This is a genomic window from Amycolatopsis ponsaeliensis (assembly GCF_030182635.1).
Lineage (GTDB): Bacteria > Actinomycetota > Actinomycetes > Mycobacteriales > Pseudonocardiaceae > Amycolatopsis > Amycolatopsis ponsaeliensis.
Genome location: NZ_JAPZLD010000060.1, coordinates 15,524 through 34,486 on the forward strand (window position 1 = coordinate 15,524; position 18,963 = coordinate 34,486).

At 71.4% G+C, this 18,963-nt stretch carries 17 protein-coding genes and 1 other RNA gene; 10 read left to right on the plus strand and 8 right to left on the minus strand.

The window, feature by feature from the left end:
* Positions 1-49: 49 nt before the first annotated feature.
* From QQ657_RS49605 to QQ657_RS49620, 4 genes are all read right to left on the minus strand, one after another.
* Entirely contained in the window at positions 50-274 is a 225-nt protein-coding gene (locus QQ657_RS49605; protein ID WP_284749429.1) for a DUF8847 domain-containing protein, read from the minus strand.
* A 117-nt stretch (positions 275-391) separates the two neighbouring features.
* Entirely contained in the window at positions 392-1,033 is a 642-nt protein-coding gene (locus QQ657_RS49610; protein ID WP_284749430.1) for a response regulator transcription factor, read from the minus strand.
* A gap of 39 nt (positions 1,034-1,072) precedes the next feature.
* Entirely contained in the window at positions 1,073-2,203 is a 1,131-nt protein-coding gene (locus tag QQ657_RS49615; RefSeq protein WP_284749431.1) for a sensor histidine kinase, read from the minus strand.
* Positions 2,200-2,874 carry a sensor domain-containing protein gene (locus tag QQ657_RS49620; protein ID WP_284749432.1) on the minus strand — a complete coding sequence of 225 codons (675 nt, stop codon included), beginning with the start codon at positions 2,872-2,874 and terminating at the stop codon, positions 2,200-2,202. Before QQ657_RS49620 ends, QQ657_RS49615 begins: the two co-directional genes overlap by 4 nt.
* Before the next feature lie 160 nt (positions 2,875-3,034).
* On the opposite strand from QQ657_RS49620, the gene ssrA reads away from it, so the two are divergent.
* Positions 3,035-3,403: a transfer-messenger RNA gene (gene ssrA, locus QQ657_RS49625) on the plus strand.
* 939 nt (positions 3,404-4,342) lie between these two features.
* Positions 4,343-4,552 (plus strand): hypothetical protein, encoded by a 210-nt coding sequence (locus tag QQ657_RS49630; RefSeq protein ID WP_284749433.1) that lies wholly within the window; start codon positions 4,343-4,345, stop codon positions 4,550-4,552.
* On the opposite strand, the gene QQ657_RS49635 is transcribed toward QQ657_RS49630, so the two are convergent.
* Both QQ657_RS49635 and QQ657_RS49640 read right to left on the minus strand, forming a co-directional pair.
* Entirely contained in the window at positions 4,553-5,842 is a 1,290-nt protein-coding gene (locus tag QQ657_RS49635) for a GGDEF domain-containing protein (RefSeq protein ID WP_434056861.1), read from the minus strand.
* Positions 5,843-5,927: 85 nt separating this feature from the next.
* Complete coding sequence (locus QQ657_RS49640) at positions 5,928-7,145, minus strand: MFS transporter (protein WP_284749435.1); 1,218 nt, start codon at positions 7,143-7,145, stop codon at positions 5,928-5,930.
* Between the two features lie 208 nt (positions 7,146-7,353).
* Between QQ657_RS49640 and QQ657_RS49645 the strand changes: the two genes are divergently transcribed.
* Together QQ657_RS49645 and QQ657_RS49650 are read left to right on the plus strand one after the other, a co-directional pair.
* Positions 7,354-8,385 (plus strand): type IV toxin-antitoxin system AbiEi family antitoxin, encoded by a 1,032-nt coding sequence (locus tag QQ657_RS49645; protein WP_284749436.1) that lies wholly within the window; start codon positions 7,354-7,356, stop codon positions 8,383-8,385.
* Positions 8,354-9,154 carry a nucleotidyl transferase AbiEii/AbiGii toxin family protein gene (locus QQ657_RS49650; RefSeq protein WP_284749437.1) on the plus strand — a complete coding sequence of 267 codons (801 nt, stop codon included), beginning with the start codon at positions 8,354-8,356 and terminating at the stop codon, positions 9,152-9,154. Before QQ657_RS49645 ends, QQ657_RS49650 begins: the two co-directional genes overlap by 32 nt.
* 3 nt (positions 9,155-9,157) lie before the next feature.
* On the opposite strand, the gene QQ657_RS49655 is transcribed toward QQ657_RS49650, so the two are convergent.
* The gene (locus QQ657_RS49655) at positions 9,158-9,940 is read right to left on the minus strand and encodes an IclR family transcriptional regulator (protein WP_284749438.1); all 783 of its coding nucleotides are present in this window, start codon (positions 9,938-9,940) and stop codon (positions 9,158-9,160) included.
* An 82-nt stretch (positions 9,941-10,022) separates the two neighbouring features.
* Between QQ657_RS49655 and hutH the strand changes: the two genes are divergently transcribed.
* The 6 genes from hutH to QQ657_RS49685 all read left to right on the plus strand — a co-directional run bounded on the left by hutH (position 10,023) and on the right by QQ657_RS49685 (position 18,090).
* Positions 10,023-11,549 (plus strand): histidine ammonia-lyase, encoded by a 1,527-nt coding sequence (hutH, locus tag QQ657_RS49660; protein WP_284749439.1) that lies wholly within the window; start codon positions 10,023-10,025, stop codon positions 11,547-11,549.
* Positions 11,549-13,201, plus strand: a complete 1,653-nt coding sequence (gene hutU, locus QQ657_RS49665) for a urocanate hydratase (RefSeq protein WP_284749440.1) — start codon at positions 11,549-11,551, stop codon at positions 13,199-13,201. Before hutH ends, hutU begins: the two co-directional genes overlap by 1 nt.
* Complete coding sequence (locus tag QQ657_RS49670; RefSeq protein WP_284749441.1) at positions 13,198-14,394, plus strand: allantoate amidohydrolase; 1,197 nt, start codon at positions 13,198-13,200, stop codon at positions 14,392-14,394. The genes hutU and QQ657_RS49670 overlap by 4 nt, the downstream gene beginning before the upstream one ends.
* Positions 14,391-15,692 carry a formimidoylglutamate deiminase gene (locus QQ657_RS49675; protein ID WP_284749442.1) on the plus strand — a complete coding sequence of 434 codons (1,302 nt, stop codon included), beginning with the start codon at positions 14,391-14,393 and terminating at the stop codon, positions 15,690-15,692. Before QQ657_RS49670 ends, QQ657_RS49675 begins: the two co-directional genes overlap by 4 nt.
* Positions 15,680-16,825 carry an imidazolonepropionase gene (hutI, locus tag QQ657_RS49680; RefSeq protein ID WP_284749443.1) on the plus strand — a complete coding sequence of 382 codons (1,146 nt, stop codon included), beginning with the start codon at positions 15,680-15,682 and terminating at the stop codon, positions 16,823-16,825. The genes QQ657_RS49675 and hutI overlap by 13 nt, the downstream gene beginning before the upstream one ends.
* 107 nt (positions 16,826-16,932) lie before the next feature.
* Positions 16,933-18,090 (plus strand): FAD-dependent oxidoreductase, encoded by a 1,158-nt coding sequence (locus QQ657_RS49685; RefSeq protein ID WP_284749444.1) that lies wholly within the window; start codon positions 16,933-16,935, stop codon positions 18,088-18,090.
* On the opposite strand, the gene QQ657_RS49690 is transcribed toward QQ657_RS49685, so the two are convergent.
* On the minus strand, positions 18,074-18,940 hold the full coding sequence (locus QQ657_RS49690) for an esterase/lipase family protein (RefSeq protein ID WP_284749445.1): 867 nt from the start codon (positions 18,938-18,940) through the stop codon (positions 18,074-18,076). The two genes, QQ657_RS49685 and QQ657_RS49690, sit on opposite strands and share 17 nt — an antisense overlap.
* Positions 18,941-18,963 lie beyond the last annotated feature (23 nt).

Here is an 18,963-nt window from a genome sequence, read left to right on the forward strand (position 1 = left end):
CCGGCCTCTTCGGGGTCCTGTTCACCCCCGGTCGATGCGGGGGTTCTCCCTACCTCAGGCCGTCGGGCTCGGGTTCGTGCTGCGTCGCCGTGACGCGGTACTCCCAGCCGTGCTCGGTGAGGCCGAGCTCGTAGCGGGTCTCGATCTTCGGGCCGCCGTGCAGGTGGATGTGCCGGATGACGGTGCCGGGCACGGGCTCGGCGTCCCCGAGCTCCTGGACGCGGCCATCGAGCGGGCCGCCGAAGAAGCGGACGCAGCGGGACTCGTCGGACATCTGCGTGCTCCTCTCCGGTGGGTCCGCTCATGGTAGGTGAGCGAGGTGGAGGGTGCCGCCCGCGGAACGGGTGACCCTATGTCCACTTTACGGAACTTTTGGTCACCGTCCGTCCGCTCAGCGACCGAGGTAGGTCAGCACCGCTCGAACCCGGCGGTGTTCCTCCGCGCTCGCTTCCAGCCCGAGCTTCGAGAAGATGTTGCCGATGTGCTTCTCCACCGCGCCGTGCGAGACCACCAGGGAGTTCGCGATCGCTGTGTTCGACAGGCCCTGGGCCATCAGTCCCAGCACCTCGGACTCGCGGGCCGTCAGCGCGTCCAGGGGGTTGCGGCGGCCGCGGGCCATCAGCTGGGCGATCACGTCCGGGTCGATCGCCGTGCCGCCGTTGGCCACCCGGCGGACCGCGTCCAGGAACTCGTCGACGTCCGCCACCCGCTCCTTCAGCAGGTAGCCCACTCCGCCCGCGCCGCCGGAGAGCAGCTCCACCGCGTACGACTCCTCGACGTACTGCGAGAGCACCAGCACCGGCAGGCCCGGGATCTCCTTGCGCGCCGCCAGGGCCGCGCGCAGGCCCTCGTCGGTGAACGTCGGGGGCATGCGGACGTCGACGATCGCCAGGTCAGGGCGATGTTCCTTGAGCGCGCCGAGCAGGTCGTCCCCGTTGTCGACGGCCGCGACCGTCTCGATGCCCTCGTCGGCGAGCAGGCGGGTCACCCCGGCCCGCAACAGCACGGCGTCTTCGGCGATGACTACCCGCATCCGGCCCCCAAGCTCGTGGATGAACGGGGTCCAGCCTATTCACCACTGGCAAGGGAGGTCAGCCCGGATTACGGTCGGCCCGCCGACCGGGCTGACGACCGTGATCACGCCGTCGATCGTCGCGGCGCGGTCGGCCAGGCCGGCCAGCCCGCCGCCGGGACGCACCTCGGCGCCGCCGTGGCCGTTGTCGGTGATCTCGACGACGACGTGGTCGTCGGTCCGCCACACCTTCACTTCCGCTTCGGACGCTCCGGAGTGCTTCGCGATGTTCGTGAGCGTCTCGCCGACGATGAAGTAGGCCGTCGTCTCCACCGCGGCCGGCGGGCGCGGGTCCACGGTCACCGTCACGTCCACCGGGATCGGCGACTTCGCCGCCTGCGCCGACAACGCCGCGTCCAGCCCGCGGTCGCCGAGCACCGCCGGGTAGATGCCGCGCGCCAGGTCCCGCAGCTCCGAGACGGCGAGCTTCGCGTCCGAGTGCGCCTCGTCGATCAGGTCCCGCACCAGGTCCGGGTCCTGGTCGAACTTCGACTTCGCCCGCCCGAGGCTCATCGCGACCGCGACCAGCCGCTGCTGCGCACCGTCGTGCAGGTCACGCTCGATGCGGCGCCGCTCGGCTTCGGCCGCGTCGACACCTCGAGCCCGCGAAGCCTGCAGGTGCTCGGCCTTCTGCTCCAGCCGTTCCGCGCGGTTCGGGCCGAGCAGCGCCAGGCCCAGCTCACCGTGCAGCCAGCCCAGCCACGGCGTCACCCAAATCGCCATCGGCAGCAGCACGATCGACGCGATGGCGATCCCGAGCTCCGCGCACGCCAGCGGGAACGCCGCCATCAGGTACGCCAGGTCACGCCACGTCGTCGGGTCGCTCAGCCGCACCATCCAGCGCCGCAGCAGCGGCAGGCCCTCCTGCGAGCGCCGCTCCACCGGCGGCAGCGGAACCTGCAGCATCTTCCCCATCCACGCCCGCTCGCGGTCCGCCGACCAGCGGATGAAGCTCGTCGTCGCCAGCAGGATCGGGAACCCGACCCACACCACCGCCGTGCCGACCCCCACCGCGATGCCCGTCACGATCAGCACGAACTGCAGGATCCGGAAGAAGAAGCCCGTGATCATGTAGACGATCGTGCGAGCCGGGTTCGGCCGCGGGTGCTCCCGCTGCTGCGCCTCGGTCATCCCGCCACCAGGTTCTTCTCTTCCGCGTCTTCCCACCAGCGCTCCATCCGACGACGCTGGGCCACGGTCGTCCCCAGCAGCGCGTTCGCCAACCGGGCGTGCATCCCCGCCAGCGCCTTGGTCAGCGCCACCGACAACGCGATGAACAACACCCCCAGCGCTGCCCACGGTAGCGCTTCCACCGTCGAATCCACGGCCAGCCACCGCACGTCGTACGACGGGAAGTAGTACGCGCCGTCCGGCAGCCACCGGAAGTAGATCGGCAGCCCCGCCAGCGCCAGGCTCGTCGACCAGAACGTCGTCACCAGCACGAACTCGATGATGCCCAGCGGGAAGAGCACGAAGAAGTAGGTCAGGTCCCGCCACGTCGACGGGTCCTTCAGCCGCCCCTTCCACCTGTTCTTCTGCCCATCGGCCGGCAACGGCAGATAAGGAAGATCGATGTACCGGTCCAGCAGCGCGTAGACCCGCGCACGCTCCATCCGGGCGGCCCCCCGCACCCCCAGCACGAGCAGCGCGAGCAGACCCACGCCCACCCACACGACCGCGGTCCCCAGCCCGGCCGCCGCGAACGACGTCAGCACGACGAACGCCGCGACCCCCAGCGGCAGGTTCATCAGCAGGAACACCACCGACCCACCGAACGGCGGATCCCGCCTCTCGCTACCCATGACCAGGCTCCCTTCATCCCACGATGCAACCAAGCCTCGCGGTTCGAGGGCCCTTCCGACATGGTGCGCGCGGGCATCCCCTCGGTAGGGCTGGCCCTACCCACCTGGAGTAAAGAGATGGCGGGACGCGTTATGATGTACAGGTTGTGTTCCCACCAAGGGGGGTGAACGGTTTCGACTTTGGACGTTGATCCAGGAGAAGCGTGCCGGTGCAGGCGAGAGACCACCGTTAAGCGTCATCGCAACCAAATAAGCGCCGACTCCAGTCAGCGCGAGTACGCCCTCGCCGCCTGAGCGAGTGCGTCTCTGTCGGCCCGGGTTCGCCTCCGGCCCGGGTACCGGCATCAGCTAGGAGGCTCAGCGGCAGTCCCGGCCACGGGGAACTGTCGTGAAGCAAACAGTGGCTGGGCTCGTCACCTCGGCTTGTTCGCGTGACCGAGGGGGCCAAGCAGAGACGTAGCGGACTGCGCACGGAGAAGCCCTGTTGATACGCCAGAGGACCCGGGTTCAATTCCCGGCACCTCCACCTTCGAGAAGGCCGTCGCCCCTTCGGGGCTTCGGCCTTCTCTTCGGTTTCGTCCGTGTCTTCTGGGGGTCGAACCCCCAGACCCCCGCCAGGCGGGCTTCGCCCCCTGGACCCCCTCCCCGGGGGCTTCGCCCCGGGACCCTGCCTTGGTGCGGCTTCGCCTCTTCCTCCGGGGGCTTCGCCCCCTGGACCCCGCTTTCTCTGGGGCTTCGCCCCTCTCTCCGGGGCTTCGCCCCCGGACCCCCGCCTTTGGGGCTTCGCCCCTCGCCCCCTTTCCCGGCTCCGGCTGGCGCCGCCGCCTGCGCCGCTACCCTCACCGCCGCGCTTGGCGCGCCGCTCCGCAGGCGAGCCAACGCGCGTACCCGCACCGACGAGGACCCAGACCCTCCCGCACCCCGATCCGAAGCCAGAACACGGCCGGCAGTGCCGGGTCAAGGCACGCTTTCCCGCCTTGACGCGGTGCTGTCGGCCGTAGTCACAATCAGGGCTTCGGGGTGCCGGAAGGGCTAAGGAACCCACTAGGTGCGTGAGCCAACGGTCCGGATGCGTGATCCGACGGTCCGGATGCGTGAGCCGACAGTTCGGGTACGCGAGCCGACCGTCCAGATGCGTGAGCCGACGGTCCGAGTATGCGAGTCGACTGTCCGGGCACGCGAGTCGACCCGTCCACCCCGCCGCGCCCGCCGCCCCAGCCCACATCGCTGCACGCCTCCCCAGCGCCGCACCTCCCTCCCTCAACCCCCGTCCGGACAGCCGATCAACTGTGTGTCTACCTGCGACTCCTGCCGCCTAGCCCACTTGGGCGGATAGTTCGTCAAAGGCCTCCACTCCTCGTGTTCGAGGGCTTGTGATGGGGCCCACTTGTGGGTGAAATTTTTGTGAGTGTCATGCTGGGGGCCCGACCATGGCTCTGCACCCGCGGAGTCGGAAGTAGGTGGCCAGATGACCTGGGCCCGTTCCAACGGCAGCTCGACCGCCAACGATGAAGACAGCCGGATGGGCGTTATTCGGGCCGAGGAGGCCGTACGGCTCGCTGAGCAGAATGATCGGGCCGTCATCACCGTTGCCGGGCACTCCTCCGATGTGCGGGAATGTGCCGAGCTTCTGGCGATGCTGGGCCTCGATGCCGGGCGGCGGCACAAGATCGCCTGATCAGACCAGGTCCGCTACGTGGACCACCTTGTTTCGGCCGGTTGCTTTTGCGTGGTAGAGCGCTGTGTCCGCGGCGTCCAGCAGGCGCTGTAGGGACGTTCCCGCCTTCGGGTAGACCGACATGCCGATCGAGGTCGACAGGCCCGTGATCGACAGCTGGCCGGCCGGGACCTTCAGGGTCGCGATGGCTCGGCGGATGCGCTCTGCCACCGCGCCGATGTCCGGGTGGGCGATGCCCGGCAAGAGCACCACGAACTCTTCGCCGCCGAAACGCCCTACCGCGTCGCCGCGGCCGCGGACCGCCGCGATGATCGCCTCGGCCACCGCTCGCAGCACCGCGTCGCCCGCCAGGTGGCCGTACGTGTCGTTGACCTGCTTGAAGTGGTCCAGGTCCAGCATCAGCAAGCCGAACGTCGTGTGCTGGCGCGCGGATGCCGCCAGGGTTCGCTCCGCCAGCGCGTGCCAGCCGCTCGTGTTGTACAGGCCCGTCTTCTCGTCGCGGTGGGCCGCCACCTCCAGCTGCTTCACCAGCACCGTGCGGTGCAACAGCAGCAACGGTGGAAGCACCAGCACCACCAGGCCCGGCAGGATCGCCAAGGCCACCGCGTTCAGCGCGCCCAGGCAGAGCGTCGCCGCCTCCAGGCCGTTGTCCGACCACGTGCCGAACAACGCCTCCGGTGTCCGGCCGATCTCGCGGCGGGCCGGGAGCACCAGCAGCGCGTTGACCGCGAAGAACGTCGCTCCCGACGCCGCGATCGCGAACGTTCCGGCCCAGCCTCGGGAGAACGCCGAGCGGACGTCTTCCGATCCCGAGACGCGCAGGACCGCCTGGGCCGCGTAGCACGAGAGCAGGATGATGGCCGCGTTGCTGACCGTCCTCGACACCGGCACCCGCTGCAGGCGGTACCAGCTGCGGACCGCCAGGTGCGCGTACAACCCGCAGACCAGCACCGCCAGCAGCACCGGCGGCAGCAGCAGGACGCCGGCGAACGTCCACACCGACGTCATGTTGATGTGCGGCGTCCCCGACACCCGGCGGCGGATGCGCTCCACGCGGCGGCCCGTCTCCGACTGGACGACGCCGAGGATCAGCAGCGCCACCAGGATCAACAGCGTCCGGCGGTCGACGGCGACCGGGAACGGGCGCAGGGTCAGGGCGATCGCCGCCGCTTCGCTCAGCAGGCAGTAGACGACCACCCGCGGCCCCTGGCGCCACAGGGCCCAGCGGCGTGCCACGAGGACGTCACGAAAGCGGATTCCGCCGCGCGGGGCTCCGGTGCCGGTCTGCATACTCATGGTGTCCGGCCGGTGACGGAACCGGCCCGGCCCTCGTTGCCGAAGGGAGGCGCGCCATGCGCGGACGCGACAACTGAGGTCATGGTTCCGCCAGTCCCACCCGGCGCCACGCCCTCGCGATCGGCACGGCCACCGCGGCGCCCGCCGCCCCGGCCGCGGCGATGGTGTGCGCCGGGCCCAGCACGTCGGCCAGCGCGCCCGCCGCGGCCGCGCCGACGCCCTGCACGGTGATCAGCCCCGCCGAGTTCACGCCGGCGCACTGCGCGCGGTGCTCGTCCGGCACCCGGCGCATGAAGGACACCGTGCCCTGGATGTTGTAGCCCGTGGCCAGCAGCCCGGACGCGGCCAGCAGCACCACCGACGGCACCAGCCCCGGGCGGAAGACGAACAGGACCAGCGGTAGCCCCGCGGCGATCCCCAGCCAGCCCAGTACGCGGACCTGCGCGTGCTCCGGGACCCACTTGCCGAACACGACGCCGCCGAGCACGCTGCCCGCCGGGTCCGCCCCCATGAGCAGCCCCACCAGCGCCGCGCCCGCGCCGATCCCGGCCGCGTACGGCGCGGCCAGCGCCTCCGGGACGACGTAGAACCCGGCCAGCCAGTTCAGCGCCACGAGCGTCCGCAACGCCGGATCGCGCCAGATCAGCCGGATCCCCGCCGAGGTCGTCGACAGCCAGGCCGGCCGGACCGCCTGCGCGACCGCCGCGCGTCGTCGCACGCCCGCGACCAGGAACATCGCCGAGAGCGCGAACGTCACGGCGTCCAGCGCCAAGGCCGCGGACGGCGCGAGTGCGGCGATCAGCAGCCCGCCGCCGGCGAACCCGGCCAGCTGCGCACCCTGGATCGTCACGTTCCGCAGGGCCATCCCGACCAGGTAGCGCTCGCCCTCGAGCACCGAGGGCAGCAGTGCCTGCTGCGCCGCCTTGAACGGCCCGCCGAGGGCCGTCATCACCGCGACCAGCACGCAGAGCACCCACAGCGGAACGCCGGGGATCGCGATGACGCCGACCAGCGCGGCGCGGGCGAGGTCGGCCACGACCATGACGTCCCGGCGCGGCCACCGGTCGCCGGCCCCGGCGAGCAGGATCCCGCCGAGCAGCGAGGGCACGTACGTCAGGGCGTAGGTGAGGCCGGTCAGGGCGGCCGAGCTGGTGCGCTGGTAGACGAGGACGGCGAGCGCGACGCGGGCGAGCTGGTCACCGCAGACGGACAGCAGCTCGGCGGCCCACATCGCCCGGAACTCGGCGACGGCGAGGACCGCGCCGAACCCCACCTTCGTCGACCGTGCGTCATCCATCGCCGGCGCCCCTCAAGACCGCTGTTCAGCCACGGTAATAACCCAGCGGAGTGGAATCGAGCCGTTCGGTGACAGTTGCCCCGATCGCACCAGCCGCAGGGGGCCGGGTGGTGGGGGTCGCCCGGCCCCCTGCGGCATCAGGTTTGACGTGCGAGAGATGAGCGTTCAGAATGAGAGCATGTTCAGTTCAAATGAACATGCTCTCCCGTTGAACGAGGAGACCTTGGCGAACGCGGCACTCGAGCGGTTGAGCGAGCTCGGGCTGCACGGTGAGGTGCTCGCCGCGGATCAGGTCGAGCCCGCGGAGACGCATCGGCTCGACGCCGTTTTCCGTCTCACGGCGGGATCCGGAGCTGCCCGGACCTATGGCGTCGAGATCAGGGCCCGGCTGACCCCTGAGTCGGCCACCAGCATCACCCTGCCCGCGCGGCTCCCCCCGTTGCTGGTCACGACCCATGTCACCGAGCCGGTCGCCGAGCGGCTGCGGGCCCAGGGGATCGACTACGTCGATACCGCGGGCAATGCCCGCCTCGCCTGGGGAGATGTCCTCATCGACGTCCGCGGGCGGCGCAATCCGGTGGTCCCGCGTTCGAGAACCTCGCCGAGCGGCGCCGGCGCTTTCGGGCGGGCAGGTCTGCGTGTCGTGTTCGTCCTGCTCAGCTGGCCCGAAATGGCAGCCCAGCCCTATCGGGTCCTTGCCGGTGCAAGCGGAGTTTCGCTGGGGACCGTCAAGGCGGTGATCGACGAGCTCGGCAGGGCCGGCTACCTCTACTCGGGGGCGAAGGGGCGTCGGATGGCGCGCGGCGGCGAACTTCTCGACCGCTGGGCGGAGGCGTACTCCATCACCCTGCACACAACGCTCGCCCTCGGCGAATTCTCGGTGGACGACCTTTCGTGGTGGCCGGCCTCGGAAGCCGAGATGCGCTCGCAGGGAATCCAGGTGGGAGGAGAGGCCGGAGCCGGCCTCATCGACCCGCACCTGCGGCCGGCCACGCTCACGCTCTACGCCGAACAGCTTCCGGCCCGTTTCATCGCGGGGCATCGCATGGCCCGAGCCGAGGACAGGGGAAATGTCCACATCCGGAAGCGGTTCTGGCGCGTGGCCGAGCCCGATTCGTGGATCGTGCCGTCCCCGCTGATCTATGCCGACCTGCTGGCCTCGGGCGACCCCCGCCAGCGTGAACACGGAGACCGGATCCGGACCAGTGATGATCGACTTATCCGCCTCGGAAAATCCTGAAATCCTCCTCGCCACCCGGGCGCTGACCCAGGTGGAGGTCGCGGCTCGCGCGGCCGGAGTGGACTACTTGGTGGTCGGCGCGACGGCGCGGACGATCCTGTCGCTCGGACTGGTCGGACGGCCGCCCGAGCGGGCCACACGAGACGTCGACATCGCCGTCGAGGTGTGTACCTGGGACGACTTCGAACGGCTAGTCGGCAGGCTTGAAAGACGTGGCCGTAGCGTGCACTCGTTCCTCGTCGAGGGAGTCGAAGTCGACGTGCTGCCCTACGGCGGCATCGAGCGGGAAGACCGCACCATCCTTTGGCCCGACGACCATCGGATGAACGTCCGAGGCCTGAGCGAGGCGGTGGCGTCGGCCGAGACCGTTCTGCTGCCCGGTGGGCTCACCGTCCGAGTCCCCGCAGTGCCCGCGCTGGCCTTGCTCAAGCTGCTGACCTGGTGGGAACGTCACGCGTCCAACTCCCGCGACGCGATCGACCTCGCCACGATGATCTCCTGGTACTCGTCGGGGTCGTACCTCGAACTTCTGTACGAAGAGCACCCGGACCTGCTCGGCCGATTCGATTTCGATCCGGCACTCGCCGGCGCCTGGCTCCTGGGATCGGAACTGCCCGGATTGCTCGACCAGGCGGGAGTGCGGGTGCTGCTTCGGATGGCCGAGGACGACGACGTGCTGGGCCGGCTGGCCAACGACGCCCAGGCAGTGCGAGCCCCGGAACTGATGCGGGCGATGGGTGCCGGCATCCGGGACGCGGCAGGATCTTGAGGGTCAGCCCGGGTGGCCGCCGATCCGGCTGGTCAGCTCGGCCGCCGTCGCCGCCACCTCAGCCGCCAGGTCCGGCCACGTCTCCCGGCACGGTTCCGCCGTGCAGTGGTGGCGCACCGTCACGCTGATCGCCGCCAACGGGCGGGCGCCGTGGTCGAAGACCGGGGCCGCCACCGAGGCGAACCCCTCCGTCACGTGGCCGTCCTCGATCGACCAGCCGAGCCTGCGCTCCGCCGTCAACGTGCGGCGCAGCTCGGCGAGCGTGCGGGGGCCGCGGCCGGTGCGGAGGACGAACGCCGACGCCGACGGGAACAGCGCCCGGACGTGCGGGGCCGGCAGGTGCCGCAGGATCGCGCGGCCGGACGCCGTCAGCTGGGCCGGCAGCCGGACGCCGACCTCGGTCACCAGCGTCTCCGGCCGGGCCGGGCGCTCCTTGATCAGGTACAGCGACTCGTTGCCGTGCAGCACGCCCAGGTGCCCGGTGTGGCCGGCGCGGTCGACGAGCTTGCGCAGCAACGGCCCGGCCAAGCGCTCGAGGGGGTCGTGGCGGAGGTAGGCCGAGCCGAGTTCGAACGCCGCGATGCCCAGGCCGTACCGGCGTTCCGCGGGCAGGTGCACGACGAAGCCGGCCGCTTCCAGCTCGCTGAGCAGGTGGTAGGTCGTCGAGCGGGGGAGACCCGCTTCGCGCGCGATCGCCGACGCGGTCACCGGGCCGGGGCGCGTCGCCAGCAGGCGCAGCACCGCCAGGCCGCGGCGCAACGCCGGCACCTCGCTGCTGTCGCCCATACCGGAAGCCTAGTCTGGGATACCAGACAGAACCACCCGTTGAGGCATCCCACCAGCGGTAAGGACGATGTCCAATGAGCCCATGCCGGAAAAAGTGCTCCTGGGCCCGGAACCGCTGACCGCCGCCCAGGTCGTCGACGTCGTCCGCGGCCATGCGCCGGTCGGGCTCACGGATGCCGCCGAGAAGAACCTCGCCGCCACCCGCCAGCACATCGAAGACCTCGCCCACGCCGTCACGCCCACCTACGGCGTCTCGACCGGCTTCGGTGCCCTCGCCACCCGTCACATCCCCGTCGAGAGCCGGACGGCGCTGCAGCGCAGCCTGATCCGCTCGCACGCCGCCGGGGCCGGGCCCGCCGTCGAGACCGAGGTCGTCCGCGGCCTGATGCTGCTGCGCCTGCGGACCCTCGCCAGCGGCTACACCGGCGTCCGCCCGGGCACCGCGCAAACGCTTGCGGCCCTGCTCAACGCCGGCATCACCCCGATCGTCCACGAGTACGGCTCACTCGGCTGCTCCGGCGACCTAGCGCCCCTGGCCGCCGTCGCGCTCGCGCTCATGGGGGAGGGCGACGTCGAGTACCGCGGGGAAGTCACAAGCGCAGGAGAAGCGCTGAAGCACGCCGGAATCGAGCCGGTTGTCCTCGCCGAGAAGGAGGGCCTCGCCCTCACCAACGGCACCGACGGCATGCTCGGCATGCTCCTGCTCGCCGCCGCCGATCTGCACCGGCTCTTCGACATCGCGGACCTCACCGCGGCGATGAGCGTCGAGGCGCTGCTCGGTACCGACCGCGCCTTCGCCGCCGACCTGCAGGCCCTGCGCCCGCACCCCGGCCAGGCGACGTCCGCAGCGAGGATGTGGCAGGCACTGCAGGGCTCGAAGATCGTCGAAAGCCACCGCGGCCCGGATTGCAACCGCGTCCAGGACGCCTATTCGCTGCGCTGCGCCCCGCAGGTCCACGGCGCCGCGCGCGACAGCCTCGCGCACGCCGAACTCGTCGGCGACCGCGAACTCATGTCCGCTGTGGACAATCCGGTCGTCCTCGCCGACGGCCGCGTCGAGTCCAACGGCAACTTCCACGGCGCGCCCGTCGCGTACGTGCTGGACTTCCTGGCCATCCCGGTCGCCGACGTCGCCAGCATCGCCGAGCGCCGCACCGACCGGATGCTCGACAAGGCCCGCTCGCACGGCCTGCCGCCGTTCCTCGCCGACGACCCCGGCGTCGACTCCGGGCACATGATCGCCCAGTACACGCAGGCCGCGATCGTCAGCGAGCTCAAGCGGCTCGCCGTGCCCGCGTCCGTCGACTCCATCCCGAGCAGCGCCATGCAGGAGGACCACGTCTCCATGGGCTGGTCGGCCGCGCGGAAGCTGCGCAAGGCCGTCGACGGCCTGACCACCGTCCTGGCCATCGAGCTGCTGACGGCGGCCCGCGCGCTCGACTTCCGGGCGCCGCTCGAGCCGTCGCCGGTCACCGGCCGCGTCCGGGACCTGCTCCGCACGAAGGTCGCGGGCCCCGGCCCCGACCGGCACCTGGCGCCCGAGATCGCGGCCGCCGAAGAACTCGTCCGCTCCGGCGCCGTCCTCGACGCCGCCCGTCTGGAGGTCTGATGTCCCGCGTAGTCCGTGCCGCCCGCGGCACCCAGCTCACCGCCAAGTCGTGGCAGACCGAAGCCGCGCTGCGGATGTTCCACAACAACCTCGACCCCGACGTCGCCGAGCGGCCCGAGGACCTGGTCGTCTACGGCGGCACCGGCAAGGCCGCCCGCAACTGGGCCAGCTTCGACGCGATCACCCGCGAACTGACCACTTTGGACATCGACGAGACGCTGCTCGTCCAGTCCGGCAAGCCGGTCGGCGTGTTCCGCACGCACGAGTGGGCGCCGCGCGTGCTCATCGCGAACTCGAACCTGGTCGGCGACTGGGCGACCTGGCCGGAGTTCCGCCGCCTGGAACAGCAGGGCCTCACGATGTACGGCCAGATGACCGCGGGCTCGTGGATCTACATCGGCACCCAGGGCATCCTCCAGGGCACGTACGAGACGTTCGCCGCCGTCGCGAAGAAGAAGTTCGGCGGATCCCTGCGCGGGACGCTCACCGTGACCGCCGGTCTCGGCGGCATGGGCGGCGCGCAGCCGCTCGCCGTCACCATGAACGACGGCGTCGCGCTGGTCATCGAGTGCGACCCGCAGCGCGCGCACCGCCGCGTCGAGACGCGCTACCTCGACGAGGTCGCCGACAACCTGGACGACGCGATCGCCCGTGTCACCAAGGCGAAGCAGGAGAAGCGGCCGCTGTCGGTCGCCGTCGTCGGCAACGCCGCCGAGGTGCTGCCGGAGCTGCTGCGCCGCGACGTCGAGGTCGACATCGTCACCGACCAGACGTCCGCGCACGACCCGCTTTCGTACCTGCCGAAGGGCGTCAGCGTCGAGGACTGGCACGACTACGCGGCCAAGAAGCCCGACGAGTTCACCGACCGCTCGCGCGAGTCGATGGCCGATCACGTCGATGCCATGCTCGGCTTCCTCGACAAGGGCGCCGAGGTGTTCGACTACGGCAACTCCCTGCGCGGCGAGGCGAAGCTCGGCGGCTGCGAGCGCGCGTTCGACTTCCCGGGCTTCGTGCCCGCCTACATCCGCCCGCTGTTCTGCGAAGGCAACGGTCCGTTCCGCTGGGCCGCGCTTTCCGGTGATCCCGAAGACATCGCGGCGACCGACCGCGCGATGCTGGAACTGTTCCCGGAGAACGAATCCCTCGCCCGCTGGATCAAGCTGGCCGGCGAGCGCGTGGCGTTCCAGGGACTGCCGGCGCGGATCTGCTGGCTCGGCTACGGCGAGCGGCACCTGGCCGGCCTGCGGTTCAACGAGATGGTGGCCAGCGGCGAGCTGAAGGCGCCGGTTGTCATCGGCCGCGACCACCTCGACTCCGGCAGCGTCGCCTCGCCGTACCGCGAGACCGAGGGCATGGCCGACGGCTCCGACGCGATCGCCGACTGGCCGCTGCTCAACGCGCTGGTCAACACGTCGTCCGGGGCGAGCTGGGTGTCGATCCACCACGGCGGCGGCGTCGGTATGGGCCGGTCGATCCACGCCGGCCAGGTGAGTGTCGCCGACGGGACGCCGCTGGCCGCGCAGAAGCTGGAGCGCGTCCTCACCAACGACCCGGGCATGGGCGTCATCCGGCACGTCGACGCCGGCTACGACCGCGCGAACGACGTCGCCGCCGAGCGCGGCGTGCGCGTTCCCATGCGGGAGGACGGGTGACGGCCTCCGGGCTGCTCGCCGAGATCGGCGACGTCGGGCGCGACCCGAAGCGCGGCGGCTATTCGCGGCACGCCTTCGACGGGCCCGAACAGGACCTGCGCGCGTGGTTCGTCGAGCGCGCGCTGGGCCTCGAACTCGACGTCGAGACCGACCGCAACGGCAACATCTGGGCCTGGTGGGGGCCGCCGGGGCGCAACGCCGTCGTCACCGGCAGCCACCTCGATTCGGTGCCCGGTGGTGGTGCGTTCGACGGCCCGCTCGGCGTCACGAGCGCGTTGGCTGCCGTGGAGGCCTTGCGAGCCAAGGGTTTCCGGCCGCGCAAGCCGCTCGCCATCGTGGTGTTCGCCGAGGAGGAAGGCGGCCGGTTCGGCGTCCCGTGCCTCGGCTCGCGGCTGCTCACCGGCACCATCGACGCCGACAAGGCGCGCGGCCTGCGGGACGCCAACGGTGTCACGTTCGCGGAGGCGGCCGCGAAAGCCGGCTTCGACCCGGCTCGGATCGGGCCCGACGCGGAGCGGCTCGACCGGATCGGCCGGTTCGTCGAACTGCACGTCGAGCAGGGGCGCGGCCTCATCGACCTCGGTGCGCCGGTGGCCGTCGGGAACACGGTGATCGCGCACGGCCGGTGGCGGTTCTCCTTCGAGGGGCAGGGGAACCACGCCGGAGCGACGCTGCTGGCCGACCGGGCCGACCCGATGCTGCCCGCCGCCGCGACCGTCACCGCCGTCCGGCGGCTCGCTTCGGGCGTGCCGGACGCGCGGGCGACCGTCGGCCGGCTCGTGCCGACTCCCGGCGGTACCAACGTCATCGCGTCCACTGTGGACCTGTGGCTGGACGCGCGGGTGCCGGGCTCGGGCACGCCCGGGCTGGTCGGCGAGATCAGCCGGGCCGCGGCCGCCGCCGCCGCGGAGGAGGGCTGCCGGGTCAAGGTGACCCGGGAGTCCTATTCGGACGACGTCGTGTTCGACGACGCCCTGCGCCGCGACCTGGGCGGCTGGCTCGGCGGGCCACCGGAGCTGCCGACCGGTGCCGGGCACGACGCGGCGATCCTCGCCGGGTTCGTCCCGGCGGGGATGCTCTACGTGCGCAACCCGACCGGGATCAGCCACTCGCCGGAGGAGTTCGCCGAGGCGGACGACGTCGAAGCCGGCGCTCGGGCGTTGGCCACGGTGCTCGAAGAGCTGACGCGATGACTTTCTGGTGCGAACAGGCGTGGTTGCCCGGCGGGATCGCCGCCGGGGTGCGGATCGACGTCGCGGACGGCCGGATCACTTCGGTGACGGCGGGCGCGCCGCGGGCCGGCGAAGTCTTGAGTGGACTGACCCTGCCCGGGTTCGCGAACGGGCATTCGCACGCCTTCCACCGGGCCCTGCGCGGCCGGACGCACCACGAGCGCGGCACGTTCTGGACGTGGCGCGAGCGGATGTACTCGCTGGCGGCGCGGCTCGACCCCGACACGTACTACCGGCTGGCGCGCGGGGTCTACGCCGAGATGGTCCTCGGCGGGTACACGAGCGTCGGCGAGTTCCACTACCTGCACCACGCGCCCGGCGGGAAGCCGTACGCCGACCCGAACGCGATGGGGGAGGCGTTGCGCCAGGCCGCGGCGGACGCCGGGATCCGGCTGACCCTCCTCGACACGTGTTACCTCGCGGGCGGCATCGGCGTCGAGCCGGACGAGATCCAGCGGCGGTTCTCGGACGGTACGGCATCGGCTTGGGCTGAGCGCGTCGGCGACCTGAAGGAAGCCGACTTGTTCCGGGTCGGCGGCGCGATCCACTCCGTGCGCGCGGTTCCCGAAGATCAACTGTCCGAAGTGGACAACGCGGTGCCGGAGACCCGGCCGCTGCACATCCACCTGTCCGAGCAGCGAGCCGAGAACGAGCAGTGCGAAGCGGCCACCGGGTTCACCCCGACCGGCCTGTTGTGGGACCACGGCGTCCTCGGCGAACGGCTCACCGTCGTGCACGCGACCCACCTCACCGACCGGGACGTGCGGTGGCTCGGCGAGTTCCGGGTCGGGGCGTGCTTCTGCCCGACCACCGAACGCGACCTCGGCGACGGTATCGGCCCGGCCCGCACGCTGCGGGACGCCGGTGTCCGGCTGGGCATCGGCAGTGATTCCAACGCCGTCGTCGACGCCTTCGAGGAGACGCGCGCGCTGGAGCTGGACGACCGGCTGGCCAGCGAGGAACGCGGCCGGTTCACCGCCGAAGAACTCCTCGCGGCGGGCACCGACCACGCCGCCGTCGGTTGGTCCGAGGTCGGTGCGCTGGCCGTGGGGCAGGGCGCGGACTTCGTCACGGTCGGCCTGGACTCGGTCCGGACGGCCGGGATCGAGCCGTCCGGGGTCCTGTTCGCGGCGTCCGGAGCCGACGTCCGGCACGTCGTCGTCGCGGGCCGCGAGGTCGTGCGGGACGGTGCGCACCTGCTCATCGAACGACCGGAAACCCTGCTGGCGAAGGAGATCGAGGCACTGTGGCAGTCCTGATCACGGGCATCGGCGAGCTCACCACGAACGACCCCGAGCTGGGCCGGCTGACCGACGCGGCCCTGGTGTTCGACGGCGCTCAGGTCGTGTGGGCCGGGCCGGCGGCTAACGCGCCGGACGCCGACGAGCGCGTCGACGTCGGCGGCCGCGCGGTGCTGCCCGGCTGGGTCGACAGCCACACGCACCTCGTCTTCGCGGGCGACCGCACCGCCGAGTTCGAGGCGCGGATGGCCGGAAAGCCTTACACGGCAGGTGGAATCGCGATCACGGTCGGCGCGACGCGGGAGGCGTCCGACGAGCAGTTGGCCGCGAACCTGCGTCGCCATGTCGACGAAGCGGCCCAGCAGGGGACGACCTGCCTGGAGACCAAGACGGGCTACGGCCTCACGGTCGCGGATGAGGCCCGGAGCGCCCGGATCGCCGGGGAAGTGGCCGACGAGGTCACGTTCCTCGGCGCGCACCTCGTGCCGCCGGGCGCCGACGCTGAGTCCTATGTAGACCTTGTGTGCGGTGAGATGCTCGACGCCGTCGCGGAGAGCGTCCGCTGGGCGGACGTGTTCTGCGAGACCGGCGCGTTCGACGAGGCCCAGTCGTCGCGGGTGCTGAAGGCCGCCGCCGAGCGCGGGCTCGGCCTGCGCGTGCACGGCAACCAGCTCGGCGAGGGGCCGGGCGTGCGGCTGGCGGTGGAACTCGGCGCGGCGAGCGTCGACCACTGCACGTACCTTGCGGACTCCGATGTCGAAGCGTTGGCTACTTCGGGCACCGTGGCGACTTTGCTGCCCGCGTGCGACTTGTCGACCCGCCAGGCCTTGGCCCCGGCCCGGCGGCTGCTCGACGCGGGCGCGACCGTGGCGCTGGCCAGCAACGCCAACCCGGGCAGCTCGTACACGACGTCGATGGCGTTCTGCGTCGCGACGGCGGTGCTGCAGATGCGCATGACGATCGAGGAAGCGGTCTGGGCGGCGACGGCAGGCGGCGCGAAGGCGTTGCGCCGCGAGGACGTGGGCTTTCTGCGCCCGGGCGCCCGGGCTGACATTCACGTGCTCGACGCGCCTTCGGTGACGCACCTGGCTTACCGGCCGGGGGTACCGCTGACGAAAATGGTCTGGCGCGCCGGCGATCGGGTGCGCTAACGTCGAAAGCGAGGACGCGCGAAGACACAGTCCGGTATGGGTTAGTCCGGGCAGCGCTGGCAGGCTTACCTGTGCGTCCCTTCCTCGGAAGCGACGAAGGGACAGCTGTGTCTGTGGTCATCATCGGTGCCGGTCTGGGTGGCTTGAGCTTGGCGCAGGGCCTGCGCCGAGCCGGGATCCCGTGCCAGGTCTACGAACGCGACCCCTCTCCGGAGTTCCGGAAGCAGGGCTACCGGTTGCACATCGACGGCGCCGGTGACACGGCGCTGCGCGCGGTGCTGCGTCCCGAGCTGCACGAACTCTTCCGGGCCACCGCGGGCCGGGCCCTGCCGCACACCAACGTCTACGACGAGCGGCTGCGCCTGCTCACGCGCCTGGAAGACGAGGGAACCCACCTCAACGTCAACCGCTTCACCTTGCGGCAGGTCCTGCTGCACGGCCAGGAAGTCGCCTACGGCAAGCGATTCACGCACCACGCAACCGACGAAGACGGCGTGACAGCGCATTTCGCCGACGGGACCTCCGCGCGGGGCAGCCTCCTGGTGGGGGCGGACGGCATCAACTCCACGGTGCGGCAGCGACACCTGCCGCACGCCGAGGTCGTCGACGCCGGGCTCGTGCACCTCTACGGCCGGATCCCGCTCACCCCGGACACCCGGGCGCTGTTCGCGCCGGAGATGTTCGCGGTGTTCTCGATGATGGTCGGCCCGGACCGGACGATGGCCGGGTTCGCGCCGGTCGACTACCCGGAACCGGTGGCCGACGCGTGCGCCCGCCTGGTGCCGGACCTGCGGCCGCGCGATGCCGAGCCGTACATGACGTGTTCGGTCGGGGCCCGCTGGGAGGTCGTCGGCCACACCGAGGCGGACCTCGCCGCGATGACGCCGGGTGACCTGCAGAAGGTGGCCCTCGGGCTGGTCGAGAGCTGGCACCCGCTGGCCGGGGCGATGGTCGGGCATTGGGACGTCCCGGCGACGTTCCCGCAGCCGATCCGGACGAGCGTGCCGATCGGGCCGTGGGAACCGTCGCGGGTGACGCTCGTCGGCGACGCGATCCACGCGATGAGCCCGGCCGGTGGCGCGGGCGCCAACACCGCCTTGCGCGACGGTGCGGCGCTGGCGTCCGCGCTGGCCGGGGCTCCGCTGCTCGAGGCCGTGGCCGCCTACGAGTCCGCGATGGTGGGCTACGGGTTCGCCGCGGTGCGGGAGTCCGCCGAGAACGGACGCCGGTTCCTCGGGCAGAACCCGCTCACAACGGGAGCGTGAACGGCGTGCACTTCGGCGTGTAGCTCGCGTCGAGCGCGTGCAGGATCAAACCGGTCACGTTCGGGTCGACGGCCTGGCTCAAGTGGCCCGACGCGTCCGACGCGCAGAAGTCCTGCAGCACGATGTCCGTCGCGCCCGGCTCGTTCAGGATGCCGCTCGTGTACGGCGTCACGACCTCGTCGTACTTGCTCACGATGCTCGTGTACGCAGGCCCGGCCACGTGCACGCCGCCGCGGGCGAGGTCGTCCAGGAAGGCCGATGGCGCCAGGTACTCCGTGCAGGAGCCGCACGCCGTCTTCAGGATCAGGCCCAGGCCCGGAACGGTCGTCAAGAGTGCCTTCGCCAGCTTGTCGAGGCCGCCGAGCGTGGTGCCGCGGTAGTTCGCGCCGAAGCCGACGAAGTGCGCGATCTTCGCCGCGCCGCCGCCGTACTTCAGGTAGTACGCGGGCATCGTGCTGCCCTCGGAGTGGCCGACGATGTCGGCCTTCGCCGCGCCGGTCGTGGTGCGCACCCGGTCGACGAACCGGCCGAGCTGCGCGGCGCTGTCGCGCATCGACGCGAGCCCGCCGACGCCCGGGCCGAGGATGCCGGTGCCGTACGTCAGCGAGAAGACGCAGTAGCCCTGGGCGGCGATCTTCGGCGCGTGGAAGAACCAGTTGACGGTGTCGTTCGCGCCGAGGCCGTGCACGAGCACGACGGGCTCCGGGTGCGCGGCCGAGGGACGGCAGCCCCAGTCGTTCCAGCCGCTGCTCGGCGCCGCTTCCGCGACCGCCGGCGCGACCGCGCCGAAGGTGAGCGCCGCGGCGAGCACGGCCAGGGTTCGCTTGACACCGCCGTTGGTGACCCGCATTCCGTTGCCTCCAGTTACCCGTC